The following is a 16,826-nucleotide window of genomic DNA, read 5'->3' as shown; positions in this document are numbered from 1 at the left end:
CGACGCTCCGACAGGTTCACCAGCGCTCTTGAGGCCCAACGCAGTTTCTGTTTCGACTACTCACCCCGCCTCGGCCCGGATACGAATCGCATCGTGCCGCCAATACTCCAGGTCACAGTCGATCAAGTGCCCGTGCTGGTCGCTGTTGACCCGAGTAATGTGCAGGCCCGGGCTACCCGCCGACACCTTCAGCGCCGTCGCCGCCTCCACCGGCAATGCCGTGGGCAGTATCTCGAAACACACCTGCCCATAGCGGATGCCGTATTCGCGGGCATAGATCTCGGTCAGCGACTGCGCCAAATCCGACGCTAGAATCCCGGGGAAGTAATGCGGGTTCAGGTAATGCTCGGCGTAAAGCACCGCGCGCCCATCGATGCGCCGCAAGCGGCAGATGCGCACCACACTGGACAACGCCGGCAGGCGCAGGCGCGCGCACACCGCTGCCGAGGCCGGTTGCAGGCGCGCCGACAGCAGTTCGGTGGCAGGCACCCGCCCCTGGTCGCGGACCATGGCATGGAAGTGGCTGCGCTCGATCAGGTCGTAGGTCAGCCGCTCGGGCGCGACGAACCAGCCGCGCCGCTCCTCGCGGTAGATCAGGCCCTGGGCCTCCAACTGCACCAAGGCCTCGCGCAGGGTGATGCGCGTGGTGTCGAACACCTCGCTGAGCTTGCGCTCGGCCGGCAGCTTGCCACCCGGCGCCAGCAGCCCATGCTCGATCTGCTCCTGCAAGGCATGGCAGATCGCTGTTACCGCCCGCGGTGGCGTCGCTTGCATCAAGAGTTACCTATCTGGACTAGTCCAGCCCCATAACGGAGCACCTGGAGAGTAGTGCAAGCCTAGGCACGGCTGATGAACATCCCGTGACAAAGGTATTGCCCCAGCACCTGCCAGAAGCGGGCCAAGCCTTGAATATCAAGGCCTTCGATCTGGTCTACGCTGTATTTCCAGGGCTGCCAGGCACCTGCCCTGGCAGCGCTTCTACATCAAACTGTCATGCAAGGTGCCTACTTTGGCTCAAGGTTTGCTGACCTAGACCAACCGTTATCGAGCAAGGTCCCCTATTACAACGATTGCAAGGCACCCACCAAAGGAGCTTCGGATGAAAAAGTTCTTCATGGCGTCACTGCTGGGCTCGGCCATCGCCCTGTGCACTTCGGCCATGGCCGCCGATACCGACCTCAAGGCCCTGGAAGACGCCGCCCGCAAGGAAGGCGTGGTCAACAGCGTGGGCATGCCCGATGCCTGGGCCAACTGGAAAGGCACCTGGGAAGACCTGGCCAGCAAGTACGGCCTCAAGCACAGCGACACCGACATGAGCTCGGCCCAGGAAATCGCCAAGTTCGAAGCCGAGAAAGACAACGCCAGCGCCGACATCGGCGACGTGGGCGCCGCCTTCGGCCCCATCGCCGTGGCCAAGGGCGTTTCCCAGCCCTACAAGCCGAGCACCTGGGAGCAGGTACCGGCCTGGGCCAAGGACCAGGACGGCCACTGGGCGCTGGCCTACACCGGCACCATCGCCTTCATCATCAACAAGGACCTGGTCAAGGAAGACGAACGTCCGAAAACCTGGCACGACCTGGAGAAAGGCAAGTACAAGGTCGCCATCGGTGACGTCGGTACCGCCGCCCAGGCCGCCAACGGCGTACTGGCCGCCGCCATCGCCTACAAGGGCGACGAAAGCAACGTGGCCCCGGGCCTGCAGCTGTTCACCAAGCTGGCCCAGCAAAAGCGCCTGTCGCTGGCCAACCCGACCATCCAGACCCTGGAGAAGGGCGAGGTGGAAGTGGGTGTGGTGTGGGACTTCAACGGGCTGAGCTACCGCGACCAGATCGACCCCAAGCGCTTTGAAGTGCTGATTCCCGCCGACGGCTCGGTGATTTCCGGCTACACCACCATCATCAACAAGTACGCCAAGCACCCCAACGCCGCGAAGCTTGCCCGCGAGTACATCTTCAGCGATGCCGGGCAGATCAACCTGGCCATCGGTCACGCCCGTCCGATTCGTGCCGAGCACCTGAAACTGCCAGCCGAAGTCCAGGCCAAGCTGCTGCCGAACGAGCAGTACATGGCCGCACAGCCGATCAAGAACGCCGAGGCTTGGGAGGCGACCTCCAAGAAGCTGCCGCAGATGTGGCAGGAGCAAGTGATCATCGAGATGGAATGACAGGCCGAAATGTGTAGCGCCTGAACCGGCCCTTTCGCGGCCAACCCCGTTCCTACAGGCCTCTCCATCAATCCTGCAGGAGCGGGCTTGCCCGCGAAGAGGGCGACGCGGACTGACTGACACCCTGCGGAGCCACCATGCAACACAACGTCATCCTGGTCCTGCTCGACGGCCTCAACTACCAGGTGGCCCATCACGCCATGGGCCACCTGCACGCCTACGTCGAAGCCGACCGCGCCGCGCTGTACCGCGTCGAATGCGAACTGCCATCGCTGTCACGCCCGCTGTACGAATGCATCCTCACCGGCGTGCCGCCGATCGACAGCGGCATCGTGCACAACAACGTCAACCGCCTGTCCAACCAGCGCAGCGTGTTCCACTACGCCCGCGAGGCCGGGCTGGGCACTGCGGCGGCGGCCTACCACTGGATGAGCGAGCTGTACAACCGCTCGCCGTTCGACCCGCTGCGCGACCGCCATACCCACGCGCCGAAAATGCCGATCCAGCACGGCCTGTTCTACTGGGCCGACCATTACCCCGACTCGCACCTGCTGGCCGACGCCGAATACCTGCGCCGCCGCCACGCCCCGAATTTCCTGCTGGTGCACCCGATGAACATCGACGATGCCGGCCACCGCCACGGCCTGGACAGCAGCCAGTACCGCAACGGCGCGCGCAGTGCCGACATCCTGCTGGCCGACTACCTGCCGCGCTGGCTGGAAGAGGGCTACCAGGTACTGGTGACCGCCGACCACGGCATGAACAACGACCGCTCGCACAATGGCCTGCTGGCCGAGGAGCGCGAGGTGCCGCTGTTCGTCTTTGGCGAAGCCTTCAGCCTGGACCCGGCCGCCAAACCCCTGCAAACCGAACTGTGCGGCACCATCTGCGAACTGCTCGGCGCCGCCCACGACAAACCGGTCTGCCGGGAGCTGCTCACGTGAAACCCCGTTCCCGTTCCCTTGCCCTGCTCTGCCTTCTGCCATTCGCGCTGTTCTTCATGGTCTTCCAGATCGCCCCGCTGGCCTGGGTGGCCATCCACAGCCTGCAAGGCGAGGGCGGCTGGGGGCTGGAAAACTTCAGCAAGGTGTTCGCCTCGAAGTTCTACCTGCAGGCCTTGCAACGCAGCCTGGAGATCAGCTTCTGGTCGAGCCTGTTCGGCATCGTCATCGCCACCTTGGGCGCCTACTCGCTGCGCCAGGTCGACTCGAAGCTGCGCGACTTCGTCAGTGCCTTCGCCAACATGACCAGCAACTTTTCCGGCGTGCCCCTGGCGTTCGCCTTCATCATCCTGCTCGGCTTCAACGGCGCGCTGACGTTGCTGCTCAAGCAGGTCGGCCTGTTGGACGACTTCAGTATCTATTCCAAGACCGGGCTGATCCTGGTGTACACCTACTTCCAGATACCCCTGGGCGTGCTGCTGCTGTACCCGGCCTTCGACGCGCTGCGCGAGGACTGGCGCGAGTCCGCCGCGCTGCTTGGCGCGAGCAACTGGGCGTTCTGGCGACATATTGGCCTGCCGGTGCTGACCCCGGCGCTGCTCGGCACCTTCGTGATCCTGCTGGCCAATGCCCTGGGCGCCTACGCCACGGTGTACGCGCTGACCACCGGCAACTTCAACGTGCTGCCGATCCGCATCGCTGCCCTGGTGGCCGGCGACATCACCCTCGACCCGAACCTGGCCAGCGCCCTGGCCATGGTGCTGGTGGGGCTGATGACGCTGGTCACCGTGGTTCATCAATGGCTGCTGAAACGGAGCTACCATGCGCGCTGAAAAACCTGCCGGCGGGCTCTACCACCGGGTGGTGGTGTACCTCTTGTTCCTGATCCTGCTGCTGCCGCTGGCCGGCACCCTGCTCTATTCCTTTGCCACCAGTTGGTCGGCGACCCTGCTGCCCAGCGGCCTGACCTTCAAGTGGTACATCGCGCTATGGAGCGAGCCGCGCTTTCTCGCCGCCTTCGGCCAGTCGCTGCTGGTATGCGTGGGGGCGCTGCTGCTGTCGGTGGTGCTGATCCTGCCGCTGCTGTTCGTGGTGCACTACCACTTCCCCAGGCTCGACGCACTGATGAACGTGCTCATCCTGCTGCCGTTCGCGGTGCCGCCAGTGGTTTCGTCGGTGGGGCTGCTGCAACTCTATGGTAGCGGGCCGATGGCCATGGTCGGCACGCCGTGGATCCTGATCGGTACCTACTTCACCATCGCCCTGCCCTTCATGTACCGGGCCATCACCAACAACCTGCAGGCCATCAACCTGCGCGACCTGATGGACGCCGCCCAACTGCTCGGCGCCAGCACCTGGCAGGCGGCGTTCCTGGTGGTGCTGCCGAACCTGCGCAAGGGCCTGATGGTGGCGTTGCTGCTGTCGTTCTCATTCCTGTTCGGCGAGTTCGTGTTCGCCAACCTGCTTGTCGGTACACGCTACGAGACCCTGCAGGTGTACCTGAACAACATGCGCAACAGCAGCGGCCACTTCAACAGCGCACTGGTGATCTCGTACTTCGCCTTTGTGCTGGTGCTTACCTGGGTCGCCAATCGTCTGAACAAGGACAAAACCTGAGATGAGCTTCGTCAGCGTACAGAAACTGCAAAAGAGCTACGCCGGCAGCCCGGTGTTCCACGACATCGACTGCGACATCGAGCGTGGCGAGTTCGTCACCCTGCTCGGCCCCTCGGGTTGCGGCAAGTCCACCCTGCTGCGCTGCATCGCCGGGCTCACCCCGGTAGACAGCGGGCGGATCCTGCTCGATGGCCAGGACCTGGTGCCGCTGAGCCCGCAAAAGCGCGGCATCGGCATGGTGTTCCAGAGCTATGCGCTGTTCCCCAACATGACTGTGGAGCAGAACGTCGCCTTCGGCTTGCGCATGCAAAAGGTCACGGCCGAGGAAAGCCAGGTGCGGGTACGCGAGGCCCTGGAGCTGGTGGAGCTGGGTAGCTTCGCCACGCGCTACCCGCACCAGCTGTCCGGCGGCCAGTGCCAGCGCGTGGCACTGGCCCGTTCGCTGGTCACCCGCCCGCGCCTGCTGCTGCTCGACGAGCCACTGTCGGCGCTGGATGCACGCATTCGCAAGCACCTGCGCGAGCAGATTCGCGCGATCCAGCGCGAGCTGGGGCTGACCACCATCTTCGTCACCCACGACCAGGAAGAGGCGCTGACCCTGTCGGACCGCATCGTCCTGATGAACCAGGGGCGTATCGTCCAGAGCGGCGACGCCGAAACCCTGTATACCGCTCCGGTGGATTTGTTCGCCGCCGGTTTCATCGGCAACTACAACTTGCTCGACCCCGACAGCGCCAGCCGCCTGCTGCAACGCGCAGTGCACGGCCGCCTGGCGATCCGCCCGGAGTCCATCACCCTGGCCCAGCATGGCGAGTTCGAGGGCGAGGTGCGCAGCCACAGCCTGCTGGGCAACGTCATCCGCTATCGCATCGAGACGCGGGGCGTGGAACTGGTGGTGGATGTGCTCAACCGCTCATCCGCCGATCTACACCCGGACGGGCAGCGGGTATGCTTGTCGATCGACCCCACGGCGCTACGAGAAGTGGCCTAAGGAGATTCTCAAACATGGCACTGGCAATTTTCGATCTGGACGACACGTTGATCGACGGCGACTGCGCGTCGCTGTGGAGCGAGCAGATGGCCCGCCTGGGCTGGGTGGATGGCAAATCCTTCCTGAAACGCGACCACGAGCTGATGGAAGCCTACGGCAAGGGCCACCTGCAGATGGAAGACTACATGGCCTTCAGCCTGGAGCCGATTGCCGGGCGCACGCTGGAGGAAGTGGAGCACCTGGTGGAGCCCTGGGTGGAAGAGGTGATCGAGCCGATCATCCATGGCGACGCCTGCCGTTGCATCGCCGAACACCGTAAGCGGGGCGACCGCGTGCTGATCATCTCGGCGTCCGGTACCCACCTGGTCGGGCCGATCGCGGCGCGGCTGGGGGTCGATGAGTACCTGGCGATCGAACTCGAGGCGATAAACGGGGTGTTTACCGGCAGGACCCACGGCGTGCTGACCTACCGTGAGGGCAAGATTACGCGGCTGCTGGAGTGGCTGGACCAGGAACAGGAGAACCTCGAGGGCGCCAGTTTCTATTCCGATTCGCGAAATGACCTGCCACTGCTGCTGAAGGTCGACCACCCGTTCGTGGTGAACCCAGACCCGGTGCTGCGTGAGCATGCCGAGACGAATGGCTGGCCGGTATTGAGCTGGTCCTGAGGGGGGCTTCTTCGCAAGCAAACCCGCTCAGGGTCAGCGCCGAATCAGAAGGCAGTGGTTTCAGCGAAGGATGAAATGATATGTTATTACATTAATAACAATTCATAGCCCCACCTTGAGGACCCTCCATGCATCGCTCGCTGAAACTGGCCACCCTCCTCGCGCTGATGGTCAGCGCCCACGCCAATGCCCACGGCCTGTGGACCGAACAACGCCGCGGCAATATCGAGGTGGTGTACGGCCACGGCGCCGAGGACAACGCCTTCAAGGCCGAGAAAATAAAGCGCGCCTGGGCCTTCGATGCTGCTGGCAAGAGCATTCCCGTCACCGTCGAGCGCCTGGCCGACCATGCCCGCCTGCAACCGCTCACCCCACCCGCCGTACTCGCCGTGGTGCTGGACAACGGCCCCTGGTCGCAAACCCCCGACAAGCAATGGCTCAACCAGGACCGCACACAGGTCAAGAACGCCATCGACTCTACCCACAGCTTCAAGTACAGCCTGGCCATCTACCAAAGCACCCCGCGCCTGCCGAAGCTCGACATGCTGCGCCTGGCGATCATTCCCCAGAGCGACCCGCTGAAGGTCGGGCCTGGCAACGAACTGGAAGTGCTGGTGCTGGTCGACGGCAAGCCGGCCTCGGGCATCGCGCTCACCGGCGACTACCGCGGCGCGCCCCACGAAACCAGCGCCACCACCGGCCCGGATGGCCGTGCGCGGGTGAAGGTGCGCAATGAAGGCCTGAACATCATCAGCGCCAATGCCAGCGTGCCGATGCCCGCCGGTGCGCCCGTGGCGAAGCAAAGCCTGTTCAGCTCGCTGAGCTTCCTGGGCGAGCCGCATCACGAGTGATGCCCCGGCATATCGATGCTGAACCTGTAGGAGCGGGCAAGCCCGCGCCTACAAGGTTGCGCGTCGCTTTTGGCACCGACACCGGCACGGTATGGTTTCGACGGATTCAAACAGAAATAGTCGGGGGATTACCGCACCGCGCATCTCGGCTTCACCTGACCAATAAACAAAATCGAATATAAATAGTCGTTTTTCTTCGTTTGAGTAATAAACGAATACCTTTATAAGGATTGAACCAACCCAGCAATCATCGCCTAGCGCCGAATTCCGGATGTGGAACATGCCTATCGATCCCCGCCAACACCCCGCCTTCGCCCCCCTGGCCGACCTGAAAAACCTCATCCGTCTCGAACATAGCGCTGGCCTGTTCGTTGGCCAGGTGCCCCTCGGCGCAAGATCGCCTGAGGAGCCCGCATGAGCCACATCATTCGTCAGGAAGACCCGCCAGTGAGAACCCCCCAGCAACCTGCCGTACTCAGCCCTTTGCAGACTGCCCGCCGACTGGCGGGCGAATTCGCCGAAACCGCCGTGGAACGCGATGAAGCCGGCGGTACCCCGAAAGCCCAGCGCGATGCCATTCGCCAGAGCGGCCTGCTGGCGCTGAGCATCCCCAGCCAGTTCGGCGGCCTTGGCGCCAGCTGGAGCGAGACCCTCGGCGTGGTTCGCGAGTTCGCCAAGGTCGACAGCTCGCTGGCCCATGTCTTCGGCTTCCAGCACCTGATGCTGGCCACCGTGCGGCTGTTCGCCCGCCCCGACCAGTGGCAACCCTGGTTCGAGCAGACGGCGCGCAAGCACTGGTTCTGGGGCAATGCGCTGAACCCGTTGGATACCCGCACGGTGGTCAAGACCTTCGACGGTTGGCGCGAATTCTCCGGCAAGAAAAGCTTCTGCTCCGGTGCCAGCGATTCGGAAATGCTGATCGCCTCCGCGGTCGATGAAAGCGCGGGCGGCAAGCTGCTGATCGCCGCGATCCCCACTGGGCGCACCGGCATTACCCTGCACGACGACTGGAATAACATGGGCCAGCGCCAAACTGACAGCGGCAGCGCCACCTTCGAGCGCGTGCGAGTGGAAGAGAACGAGCTGCTGCTCGACCCCGGCCCCCTGAGCACGCCCTTCGCCTGCCTGCGCCCGCTGATCGCGCAGTTGCACTTCGCCCATATCTTCCTCGGCATCACCGAAGGGGCGCTGGAAGAGGCCCGCCAGTACACCCTCAAGGAGGGTCGTCCGTGGTTCCGCTCCAAGGCCCAGCACGTCAGCGAAGACCCTTACGTGCTGCGTCACTACGGCGAGTTCTGGGTGAGCCTGGAAGGCGTACGACTGCTGGTGGAACGCGCCGTCCAGCAGCTCGACACGGCCTGGCAAAAGGAACACGCCCTGGGCGCCGAGGAACGTGCGCAACTGGCGCTGTCCATCGCCACGGCCAAGGTGGCGGCTGCACGCACCGGGCTGGATATCTGCAACCGCCTGTTCGAAGTGACCGGCGCTCGCGCCACCCATGCCTCGCTACGCCTGGACCGCTACTGGCGCAACCTGCGCACCCAGAGCCTGCACGACCCGGTGGACTACAAGCTCCATGAATTGGGTGAGTGGGCCTTGAGCCAGATACGCCCTACACCTTCTTTCTATTCGTAGAGATGCCTATGCAACTGCTGACCCTCCCCCCCTCGCCAACACTGGCTACCTCGATCCGGGCGACCGCACAAGTCTTCGAAGACCCAAGATCGCAGGCGCTGCTCGCCCACTTGCAACAGGTCGCCCCCAGTGAGGCCAGCGTCCTGATCATCGGTGAGACCGGCACGGGCAAGGAGCTGGTCGCGCGTCATATCCACAACCTCAGCGGCCGACGCGACGGCCCGTTCGTGGCGGTGAACTGCGGTGCTTTCTCCGAATCGCTGGTGGAGGCCGAGCTGTTCGGCCATGAGAAAGGCGCCTTCACCGGCGCCCTCGCCGCCAAGGCCGGCTGGTTCGAGGAAGCCAACGGCGGCACCTTGTTCCTCGACGAGATCGGCGACCTGCCGATGGCCATCCAGGTCAAGCTGCTGCGCGTGTTGCAGGAACGCGAAGTGGTGCGCCTGGGCTCACGCAAGAGCATCCCGATCAATGTGCGCGTGGTCGCCGCCACCAACGTGCAGCTGGACAAAGCCATCGGCGCCGGCAACTTCCGCGAGGATTTGTACTACCGCCTCAACGTGGTCAGCCTACAGCTTTACCCGCTGCGCGAACGGCCGGGCGACATCCTGCCGCTGACCCGCCATTTCATCAGGACCTACTGCAACCGCCTCGGCTACGGCGAAGTGCGCCTGACCCCGGAGGCCGAACGCAAGGTGGTGGGCTACGACTGGCCGGGCAACATTCGCGAGCTGGAGAACGTCATCCACCACACCCTGCTGGTATGCCGCAACGGGCTGGTACAGGACGACGACCTGCGCCTGTCGCACCTGCGCATCGAGCGCCACGATCAACCTGCGGCCACCGTGGTCGAGAGCGTCGACGAACAATTGCTGCGCGCCTTCCACCGCCTGTTCGAAGAGCAGGCCGGCGGCCTGCACGAAAAGATCGAGGACAGCCTGCTGCGCGCCGCCTACCGTTTCTGCCACTGCAACCAGGTGCACACCGCCAGCCTGCTGGGGCTGAGCCGCAACGTCACCCGCGCGCGGCTGATCGCCATTGGCGAATTGGTGGTCAACCGGCGCCGGCCAGAGGCGCAGGTGCACGCCAACCGGGCCGTGCAGTTATCGATATAGGGCCGGACATTCAGCCCACCTCGGCGGGTTGCTGCTCGGCAAACATCCCGCCGGACTGCCGACTCCACAGGCGGTAGTAGTATCCGCGCTTGTCCAACAGTTGCTGATGGCTGCCATCCTCGACGATACGCCCCCGGTCGAACACCACGATACGGTCCAGGTGAGCGACCGTGGACAAACGGTGGGCCACGACGATCACCGTCTTGCCGTCCATGATCTCGTCCAGCTTGTCCTGGATGAAGCGCTCGGTGATCGAGTCCAGGCTGGAAGTGGCTTCGTCCATCACCAGGATTGGCGCATTCTTGAGCAGCACCCGGGCAATGGCGATGCGCTGGCGCTGGCCGCCGGAGAGCTTTACCCCACGCTCACCGACCAGGGCCTCGTAGCCCTGGTCCATGGTTTCGATGAAGGCGCTGGCACCTGCGCGCTGGATGGCCGCCGCCAGCTCGTCCGGCGTGGCGTCCAGGCGACCGTAGTGGATGTTCTCGCGAATACTGCGGTGGAACAGCCCAGGCTCCTGGGGAATCAGGCCGATCTGCTGATGCAGGGAATGCTGGGTCACTTCGCGCACGTCGACGCCATCGATCAGCACCTGGCCGTCGTCCACGTCATACAGACGCAGCAGCAGGTTGAGCAGCGTCGACTTGCCCGAGCCGGACGCGCCGACCAACCCCACCCGCTGCCCCGCCGGAATCACCAGGTCGAGCTGCTCGAAGATCGGTTTGTCCGGCGCATAGCCGAACCTCACATTGCGAAACTCCACCCTCCCCCGGCTCACCTTCAGCTCACCGGCTCCTGGCTTGTCCACCACCTCATGCGGACGGATCAGCGTGCGCACGCCGTTGGCGATATTGCCAGTGGCCTCGAAGAATTCCAGGAAGCGCCGCGACAGGCTGGCCACGTCATTGATGATCAGCAGCGACAGGCTGGTGGACATGACGAAGGTGGCGATGCTGATCTGCCCGGTTCGCCACAGGTACAGCGATAACAGCAGCACACCGACCTTCAGCAGCATGCCCGACACCGACTGGAACCAGCGGATCTTCTCCATGTAGTCGAACGAGCGATAGGCAGCGCCCACTTCGCGCTCCAGGAAGTCGCCCAGGTAGCGATGCTCGTAGGCGTGGCGGGCGAACAGGCGGATGTTGGTGAGGTTGGTCACCGCATCCACCACCTTGCCGGTGCTGGTGCTGCGTGCCGAGGAATACTGCTGGGCCAGCGGGTGGCTGCGCTTGGCCAGGTGGTAGCAGGCCAGGATGAACAGCACCGACCAGCCGAACATGAAGGCCGCCAGCAGCGACGAAGCCGTCCACAGCAGCAGGGTCGCCAGGCTCAGTGTCACCACCAGCGGGATCAGGTCGAACAACAGGATGCTGAGGACCTGGTTGACCCCAAGCGCCACTTCGGACACCCGATGCGCCAGCGCCCCGGCGAACTCGCTGCTGACGAAACGGTGCGAATGCTGTTGCAGGTAGGCGAACACCGCATGGGTCACGGTACGCCGCTGCTGTGGCAACACACGAATATGCACGCCGGTGGCGCCCCGGGTGAACAGCACCTCGAGCAGCACCACTGCGCCGAAGGCCAGCACCGGCCATTGCAGCACCTGCAAGGCCTGCTCGGCAGCCCCCCCCTCGCTGACCAGACGCGCGACCTGCCCCAGCGCCCACGGCACCAGGAGCGTACAGACCACTGCCGCCATTTGCAGCAGCAAGATGGCCAGGTACCAGGGCTTGTAGTGCCTGACGAAGAACAGCACGAACTTCAGGGGGGTATCCGGCAGGCTGCGAATGTTCCAGTTGCGTAAGGCGCTCGGGGGCTGGGGGATGAATCGAAAAACACTCATGGTGTGGCTGTCCTTGCGGATATGAAGGGTGTCGTGGCAGGTGGTGGGTGGCCCACCACCTCAGAACAACCCGGAGGTCGGCGGCTGGCTGCCCGTGAGCTGCCAGGCGCCGACCACGGCGGCCTTCCAGTGACGCGGGTTGTGGTTGGCCACAGTGCGTGCATTGCGCCAGTGCCGGTCGAGGTTGTGGGCGCGCCCGGTAGTGGAGGCGCCGCCGACGTCGAACAGCAGCTCGGCAGCCTTGAGCGCCGACTCCACCGCCAGGTACTGGGCCTGCGCCACGTCCACCGCCGCGCGGGTGATCGCCTGCTCGGACAAGCCCTCGGCCCATGCCGCATCGATGCGCTCGGCGGCGCGCAGCACCAGGGCTTCGGCAGCGAAGGCGCGGGCCGAGATTTCGCCCACCGAGAACTGCACGTAGGGGTCGTCCACCGAGCGTGTGGCCGTGCTGTGCTTGATCGGTCGGGCATGCTCGCGGGCAAAGTGCACCGCGTCGTTCAGCGCGTTGCGGGCGATGCCCGCCTCCACCGCGGCAAGGAACAGCTGCAAGAACGGCGGGACGATGGAACGCTGGCCTTCCTCGGTGATGCGCGTACGGATCTCGTGCGGGTGCACGATGACACCGTGCAGATGGGTGGTGCCACTGGCGGTCAGCCGCTGGCCCATGGCGTCGAAGTCATCGAGCAGCTCCAACCCTTCCCGCCCGCGCGGCAGGATGAACGACACCGGCTGCTGGTTTTCGTCCAGCGCCACCGCGCTGACCCAGTCGGCATACAGCGAACCGGTGCTGTAGAACTTGCTGCCGCTGACCCGGTAATGCTCGCCCTCACGCACGATGCGCGCACTGATGGCGCCGTTGGCACCCCCGACCTCCCAACCGGCGTTGCCGAGCACCTCGCCGGCTAGATAGCGGGCAAACCAGCGCTCACGCTCCTCTGGCGTGCCGCGCACCAGCAGGCCCTCGATGAAGGAAAAGCTCGGGCGCAGCGCCTGGGCGATGTTGGAGTCCACCGCCGCGAGGTCGATGACGAACTGCACCACCTCGCGCACGCTGGCGCCACTGCCGCCGTAGGCCTGGGGGATGCGCCAGGTCAGCAGGCCGTCGGCAGCCAGGTCGCGCACCTGCTGGTGCGGCAGGACACGCTGGCGCTCACGCTCGGCAGCGCCCTCGGCGATCTTGTCCAGGCGGATGCCGGCAAGCCGCCGCAGGTCGGCGACGCTGAGGGGTTGGTTGGCGGTGATGCTGTTGGCCTGAAGGCTCATATCCAATATTCCAGTGCGGGGGGACAGCAGCGACGCGACGGTGCGCTGGGTCCCCGGTCGTAGTTTCTTTCTCATGGTCATGTCCCGGCAGTTGCGCGGGTCAATGGGCGATCGCATCGACACGGACACCGCGCTCCTCGTGGATGTACAGGAACGGAATCGCCGCCAGCAGCGTGCGGGTGTAGGCATGCTGGGGCCGGGCGAACACCTCGCGCACCGGGCCGCTCTCCACCACCGCGCCGTCCTTCATCACCAGCACACGGTCGCTGACCTGCTGCACCACGCCCAGGTCGTGGGAGATGAACAGGCACGCCAGGCCCAGGCGCTGCTTGAGTTCCGCGAGCAGCTGGAGAATCTGTGCCTGCACCGACACATCCAGCGCCGACACCGGCTCGTCGCACACCAACACCTGGGGCTCGGCCGCCAGCGCGCGAGCAATGGCGATGCGCTGGCGCATGCCGCCGGACAGCTCGATCGGCCGCCGCGTCAGCAGTACCGGGTCGAGTTGCACCAGGCGCAGCAGCGCCTCGGCGCGCAGGCGGCGCGCTTCGCCACGGGGCACACCGGCCACGGCCAGGGCTTCGTCGAGCACACGCTGCACGGTGTAGCGCGGGTCGAACGAGCTCAGCGGGTCCTGGAACACCACCTGGATACGCCTGCGTTCGAGGCGCTGCTGGGCGCCCGACAGCCCGTGCCAGGGCTGGCCGCGCAGCAGCACCTGGCCGCTGTCGGGCTGCTCCAGCGCCAGCAACATGCGTGTCAGGGTGGTCTTGCCCGAGCCGGACTCGCCGACGATGCCCAGGGTTTCGCCCGCGCGCAGGCTGAACGAGGTCGGCTGCACCACGGTGCGCGACTGGCCATCGGGGCCGACGAAACGCTTGCTCAGGCCACGCGCCTCGACCACGGTGGGCTGCTCGGCGAAGGCATCGCTGTTGTCGCTGCTCAGCGCCGGGTCGCGCCGCACGTGCACCGCCGCCGCCGCACGCAGCAATGATTTGGTATAGGCCTCGCGCGGCGCATACAGCACCTGCCCAACCGGCCCCTGCTCGATGATCTCGCCATTGCGCATCACTGCCACGCGGTCGGCCAGGCGTGACACCACGGCCATGTCGTGGCTGACCACCAGCATCGCCCGCTCGCTGCTGCGCAGCGACTCCAGCAGGTCCATCACCTGGGCCTGCACCGTGGCGTCCAGTGCGGTGGTCGGTTCGTCGGCGATCAGCAGGTCCGGCTCGCAGGCAATCGCCGAGGCGATCAAGGCACGCTGGCGCAGGCCGCCGGACAGCTGGTGCGGGTACTGACGGGCACGCAGTTCTGGCTGCGGCACCCCCACGGATCGCAACAGCTCGATGACCCGCGCCTCACGCTGCTCGCGGTTCAGCCGTGTGTGCAGGCGCAGCGCTTCGTCGATTTCGCGGCCCACCGGGCGCAGCGGGTCGAGCGAGCCGAGGGCGTCCTGCATGACGAAGCCGATGCGCCCACCGCGGATGCCCTGCCAATCCCGTGCGCGGCAGGTGAGCAGGTCGTGCTGGTCGAAACGCAAGCGCGCGGCCTCTACTCGCGCCCCCTGCCCGGCCAGGCCGACCAAGGTGCGCGAGGTGACGCTCTTGCCCGAACCGGACTCGCCGACCAACGCCAGGCACTCGCCCCGGTACAGTTGCAGGGACACGCCCTTGACCACCGGTGCGGTTCCGGCAAAGCCCACGTGCAGGTCACTGACCTCGATCAGCGGACGGATCTCGGAAGTCGGTTCGCTCATGTCGCCTTGCCCTCGCTATGACGCAGCAGGGCGCGGCCCAGTGCGGTGATGGCCACCACGGTGAGGGTCACGGCGACGCCGGGCGCGGCCACCAGCCACCAGGCATTGGCCAGGAAGTTGCGCCCCACCGAAAGCATGGCGCCCCACTCCGGCGCCGGTGGCGCCGCGCCAAAGCCCAGGAAACTCAACGAAGCGCCAGCGGCGATATTGCCGCCAATGCTGATGGTGGCGAGGATCAGGATCGGCTTGACCGCGTTGGGCAGCACGTGCAGCAAGGTCACCCGCACCCGCGACAGGCCCAGGGTCAGTGCCGCCTCGACATACGGCGCACGGCGCACCACCAGGGTTTGCGCACGCACCATGCGGGCAAAGCGCGGGATGCCGGCGATGCCGATGGCGATCACCGCGTTGAGCAGGCCTTGGCCCCAGAAGGTGATGATCAGCAGCGCCAGCAGCAAGTCGGGAAAGGCCAGCAGCACATCGATGAAGCGCATGATCGCCGCATCCAGCCAGCGCTGGCCAAGGCCTGCAGCCAACCCCAGCAGCACCCCGCCGAGCAAGGCGATGAGCGTGGCTGCCACGCCCATCAGCAACGAAGCGCGGGCGCCGTGCACCAGGCGCGCCAGCACGTCGCGGCCATTCTCGTCGGTACCCAGCCAATGTGCCGCGCTGGGCGCACGGAAAGCATCGCGGGCACTGGCGGCCAGCGGGTCGCTGTGCACCAGCCAATTCGGCTCGCAACTGGCCAGCACCAGCAACGCCACGAACAGCCCGGCCAGCAGCAACCCAGGGCGACGCAGGGCCAGCAGCGACCAGCCCGGCAACCGCAGCCGAGCGCTGGGGCGCAGGCCGTTGAGCGCATCGGAAGAAGAAAGACTCATCGCAGGCTTCTCCACTGGCTCAAGGCGCCGGGTTGGGTAGGCGCGCATGAATAGCGTCCAGCGCTGCCAGCAGTTCGTCGTCCAACGGCAACGCCAGGCTGCCCAGGTTCTCCTGCAACTGCGCAAGGCTGGTGGCGCCGCTCAGCGCACTGCTGACGAAGGGCCGGCTGGCGACGAAGGCCAGTGCCAACTGCGCAGGTGAAACGCCGCGGCTGCGCGCCAGTTCCACATAGGCGCGTACTGCCTGCTGCGATTGCTCGCTGGTGTAGCGGGCGAAGCGGCCATAGGGCGAGCCCTCCGACAGCCGTGCACCGACAGGCTGTGCGCCGTCGAGGTACTTGCCGCTGAGCACGCCGAAGGCGATCGGCGAATAGGCCAGCAGCCCCACGCCTTCACGATGGCTGAACTCGGCCAGGCCGACTTCATAGAGGCGGTTGAGCAGGCTGTAGGGGTTCTGGATGCTGACGATGCGGGGCAAGCCCTGACGCTCGGCGGCCTTGAGGAATTGCGCCACGCCCCACGGCGTTTCGTTGGACACGCCGACATGACGCACCAAGCCTTCCTTGACCAACTCGGCCAGGGCCGCCAGGGTCTCTTCGATGGCCACGCTTTCTTCGCCTTCGACCCAGGGGTATTCGCGCAGGCCGAAGAAGTTGGTGCTGCGGTCCGGCCAGTGCAGTTGGTAAAGGTCCAGGTAATCGGTTTGCAAACGGTCCAGGCTGCCCAGCAGCGCGGCGCGCAGGTTCTTCGCATCGTGGCGCGAGCGGCCGTCGCGAATGTGCTGCTGCGCCGGGGTACGGGCCGGGCCCACGGCCTTGCTGGCCAGCACGATGTCCTGGCGGCGCTGGGTCCTGGCCAGCCAGGTGCCGATGAAGCGCTCGGTACTGCCCCAGGTGTCGCCACGGGTGGGCGTGGGGTACATCTCGGCGGTGTCCACCAGGTTCACGCCCTGGGACAGCGCATAGTCGAGTTGCTGGTGGGCATCGCGTTCGCTGTTCTGGTGCCCCCAGGTCATGGTGCCAAGACCGATGACGCTGACCTGGATGTCGCTTTTGCCGAGTGGGCGGTATTTCATGGGTGGGTTCTCACGCAAGGGCG

The 16,826-nt window shown here is 65.4% G+C and carries 16 protein-coding genes; 10 read left to right on the top strand and 6 right to left on the bottom strand.

All coding sequences use genetic code 11. The features are described from left to right. Window positions 1-60 precede the first annotated feature (60 nt). Window positions 61-774 carry a UTRA domain-containing protein gene (locus tag RAC97_RS03395; protein ID WP_375098306.1) on the bottom strand — a complete coding sequence of 238 codons (714 nt, stop codon included), beginning with the start codon at window positions 772-774 and terminating at the stop codon, window positions 61-63. Window positions 775-1,099: 325 nt separating this feature from the next. On the opposite strand from RAC97_RS03395, the gene RAC97_RS03390 reads away from it, so the two are divergent. The 10 genes from RAC97_RS03390 (at window position 1,100) to RAC97_RS03345 (ending at window position 9,979) form a co-directional block, all read left to right on the top strand. Further along, the gene (locus tag RAC97_RS03390) at window positions 1,100-2,164 is read left to right on the top strand and encodes an ABC transporter substrate-binding protein (RefSeq protein WP_375098305.1); all 1,065 of its coding nucleotides are present in this window, start codon (window positions 1,100-1,102) and stop codon (window positions 2,162-2,164) included. A 137-nt stretch (window positions 2,165-2,301) separates the two neighbouring features. After that, window positions 2,302-3,108, top strand: a complete 807-nt coding sequence (locus tag RAC97_RS03385) for an alkaline phosphatase family protein (RefSeq protein ID WP_375098304.1) — start codon at window positions 2,302-2,304, stop codon at window positions 3,106-3,108. Between the two features lie 56 nt (window positions 3,109-3,164). After that, the gene (locus RAC97_RS03380; protein ID WP_375098343.1) at window positions 3,165-3,938 is read left to right on the top strand and encodes an ABC transporter permease; all 774 of its coding nucleotides are present in this window, start codon (window positions 3,165-3,167) and stop codon (window positions 3,936-3,938) included. Next, complete coding sequence (locus RAC97_RS03375) at window positions 3,928-4,722, top strand: ABC transporter permease (RefSeq protein ID WP_375098303.1); 795 nt, start codon at window positions 3,928-3,930, stop codon at window positions 4,720-4,722. The genes RAC97_RS03380 and RAC97_RS03375 overlap by 11 nt, the downstream gene beginning before the upstream one ends. A 1-nt stretch (window position 4,723) precedes the next feature. After that, window positions 4,724-5,713: an ABC transporter ATP-binding protein gene (locus RAC97_RS03370; protein ID WP_375098302.1), complete on the top strand. Its 990-nt coding sequence runs from the start codon at window positions 4,724-4,726 to the stop codon at window positions 5,711-5,713. A gap of 14 nt (window positions 5,714-5,727) precedes the next feature. Continuing rightward, on the top strand, window positions 5,728-6,381 hold the full coding sequence (locus RAC97_RS03365; protein WP_375098301.1) for an HAD family hydrolase: 654 nt from the start codon (window positions 5,728-5,730) through the stop codon (window positions 6,379-6,381). A 128-nt stretch (window positions 6,382-6,509) separates the two neighbouring features. Then, window positions 6,510-7,232 carry a DUF4198 domain-containing protein gene (locus RAC97_RS03360; protein ID WP_375098300.1) on the top strand — a complete coding sequence of 241 codons (723 nt, stop codon included), beginning with the start codon at window positions 6,510-6,512 and terminating at the stop codon, window positions 7,230-7,232. Window positions 7,233-7,512: 280 nt separating this feature from the next. Further along, entirely contained in the window at window positions 7,513-7,650 is a 138-nt protein-coding gene (locus RAC97_RS03355) for a hypothetical protein (RefSeq protein ID WP_375098299.1), read from the top strand. After that, entirely contained in the window at window positions 7,647-8,867 is a 1,221-nt protein-coding gene (locus tag RAC97_RS03350) for an acyl-CoA dehydrogenase family protein (protein WP_375098298.1), read from the top strand. Before RAC97_RS03355 ends, RAC97_RS03350 begins: the two co-directional genes overlap by 4 nt. Before the next feature lie 8 nt (window positions 8,868-8,875). Continuing rightward, a complete protein-coding gene (locus RAC97_RS03345; protein ID WP_375098297.1) occupies window positions 8,876-9,979 on the top strand; it encodes a sigma-54 interaction domain-containing protein in 1,104 nt (367 codons plus the stop codon). A gap of 10 nt (window positions 9,980-9,989) precedes the next feature. On the opposite strand, the gene RAC97_RS03340 is transcribed toward RAC97_RS03345, so the two are convergent. From RAC97_RS03340 to RAC97_RS03320, 5 genes are all read right to left on the bottom strand, one after another. Further along, complete coding sequence (locus RAC97_RS03340; RefSeq protein ID WP_375098296.1) at window positions 9,990-11,825, bottom strand: ABC transporter ATP-binding protein; 1,836 nt, start codon at window positions 11,823-11,825, stop codon at window positions 9,990-9,992. 60 nt (window positions 11,826-11,885) lie between these two features. After that, complete coding sequence (locus RAC97_RS03335) at window positions 11,886-13,088, bottom strand: acyl-CoA dehydrogenase family protein (protein WP_375098295.1); 1,203 nt, start codon at window positions 13,086-13,088, stop codon at window positions 11,886-11,888. Window positions 13,089-13,188: 100 nt separating this feature from the next. Then, window positions 13,189-14,847: a dipeptide ABC transporter ATP-binding protein gene (locus RAC97_RS03330; RefSeq protein WP_375098294.1), complete on the bottom strand. Its 1,659-nt coding sequence runs from the start codon at window positions 14,845-14,847 to the stop codon at window positions 13,189-13,191. After that, window positions 14,844-15,728 carry an ABC transporter permease gene (locus tag RAC97_RS03325; protein WP_377748053.1) on the bottom strand — a complete coding sequence of 295 codons (885 nt, stop codon included), beginning with the start codon at window positions 15,726-15,728 and terminating at the stop codon, window positions 14,844-14,846. The genes RAC97_RS03330 and RAC97_RS03325 overlap by 4 nt, the downstream gene beginning before the upstream one ends. Before the next feature lie 19 nt (window positions 15,729-15,747). Beyond that, on the bottom strand, window positions 15,748-16,803 hold the full coding sequence (locus RAC97_RS03320; protein ID WP_375098292.1) for an NADP(H)-dependent aldo-keto reductase: 1,056 nt from the start codon (window positions 16,801-16,803) through the stop codon (window positions 15,748-15,750). Window positions 16,804-16,826: the final 23 nt, after the last annotated feature.

Origin of the sequence: Pseudomonas sp. LS_2, from assembly GCF_042709235.1 — a bacterium.
Classification (GTDB): domain Bacteria; phylum Pseudomonadota; class Gammaproteobacteria; order Pseudomonadales; family Pseudomonadaceae; genus Aquipseudomonas.
Note: the sequence above shows the minus strand (reverse complement) of the source record. Positions and strands in the feature narration are given on the sequence as shown.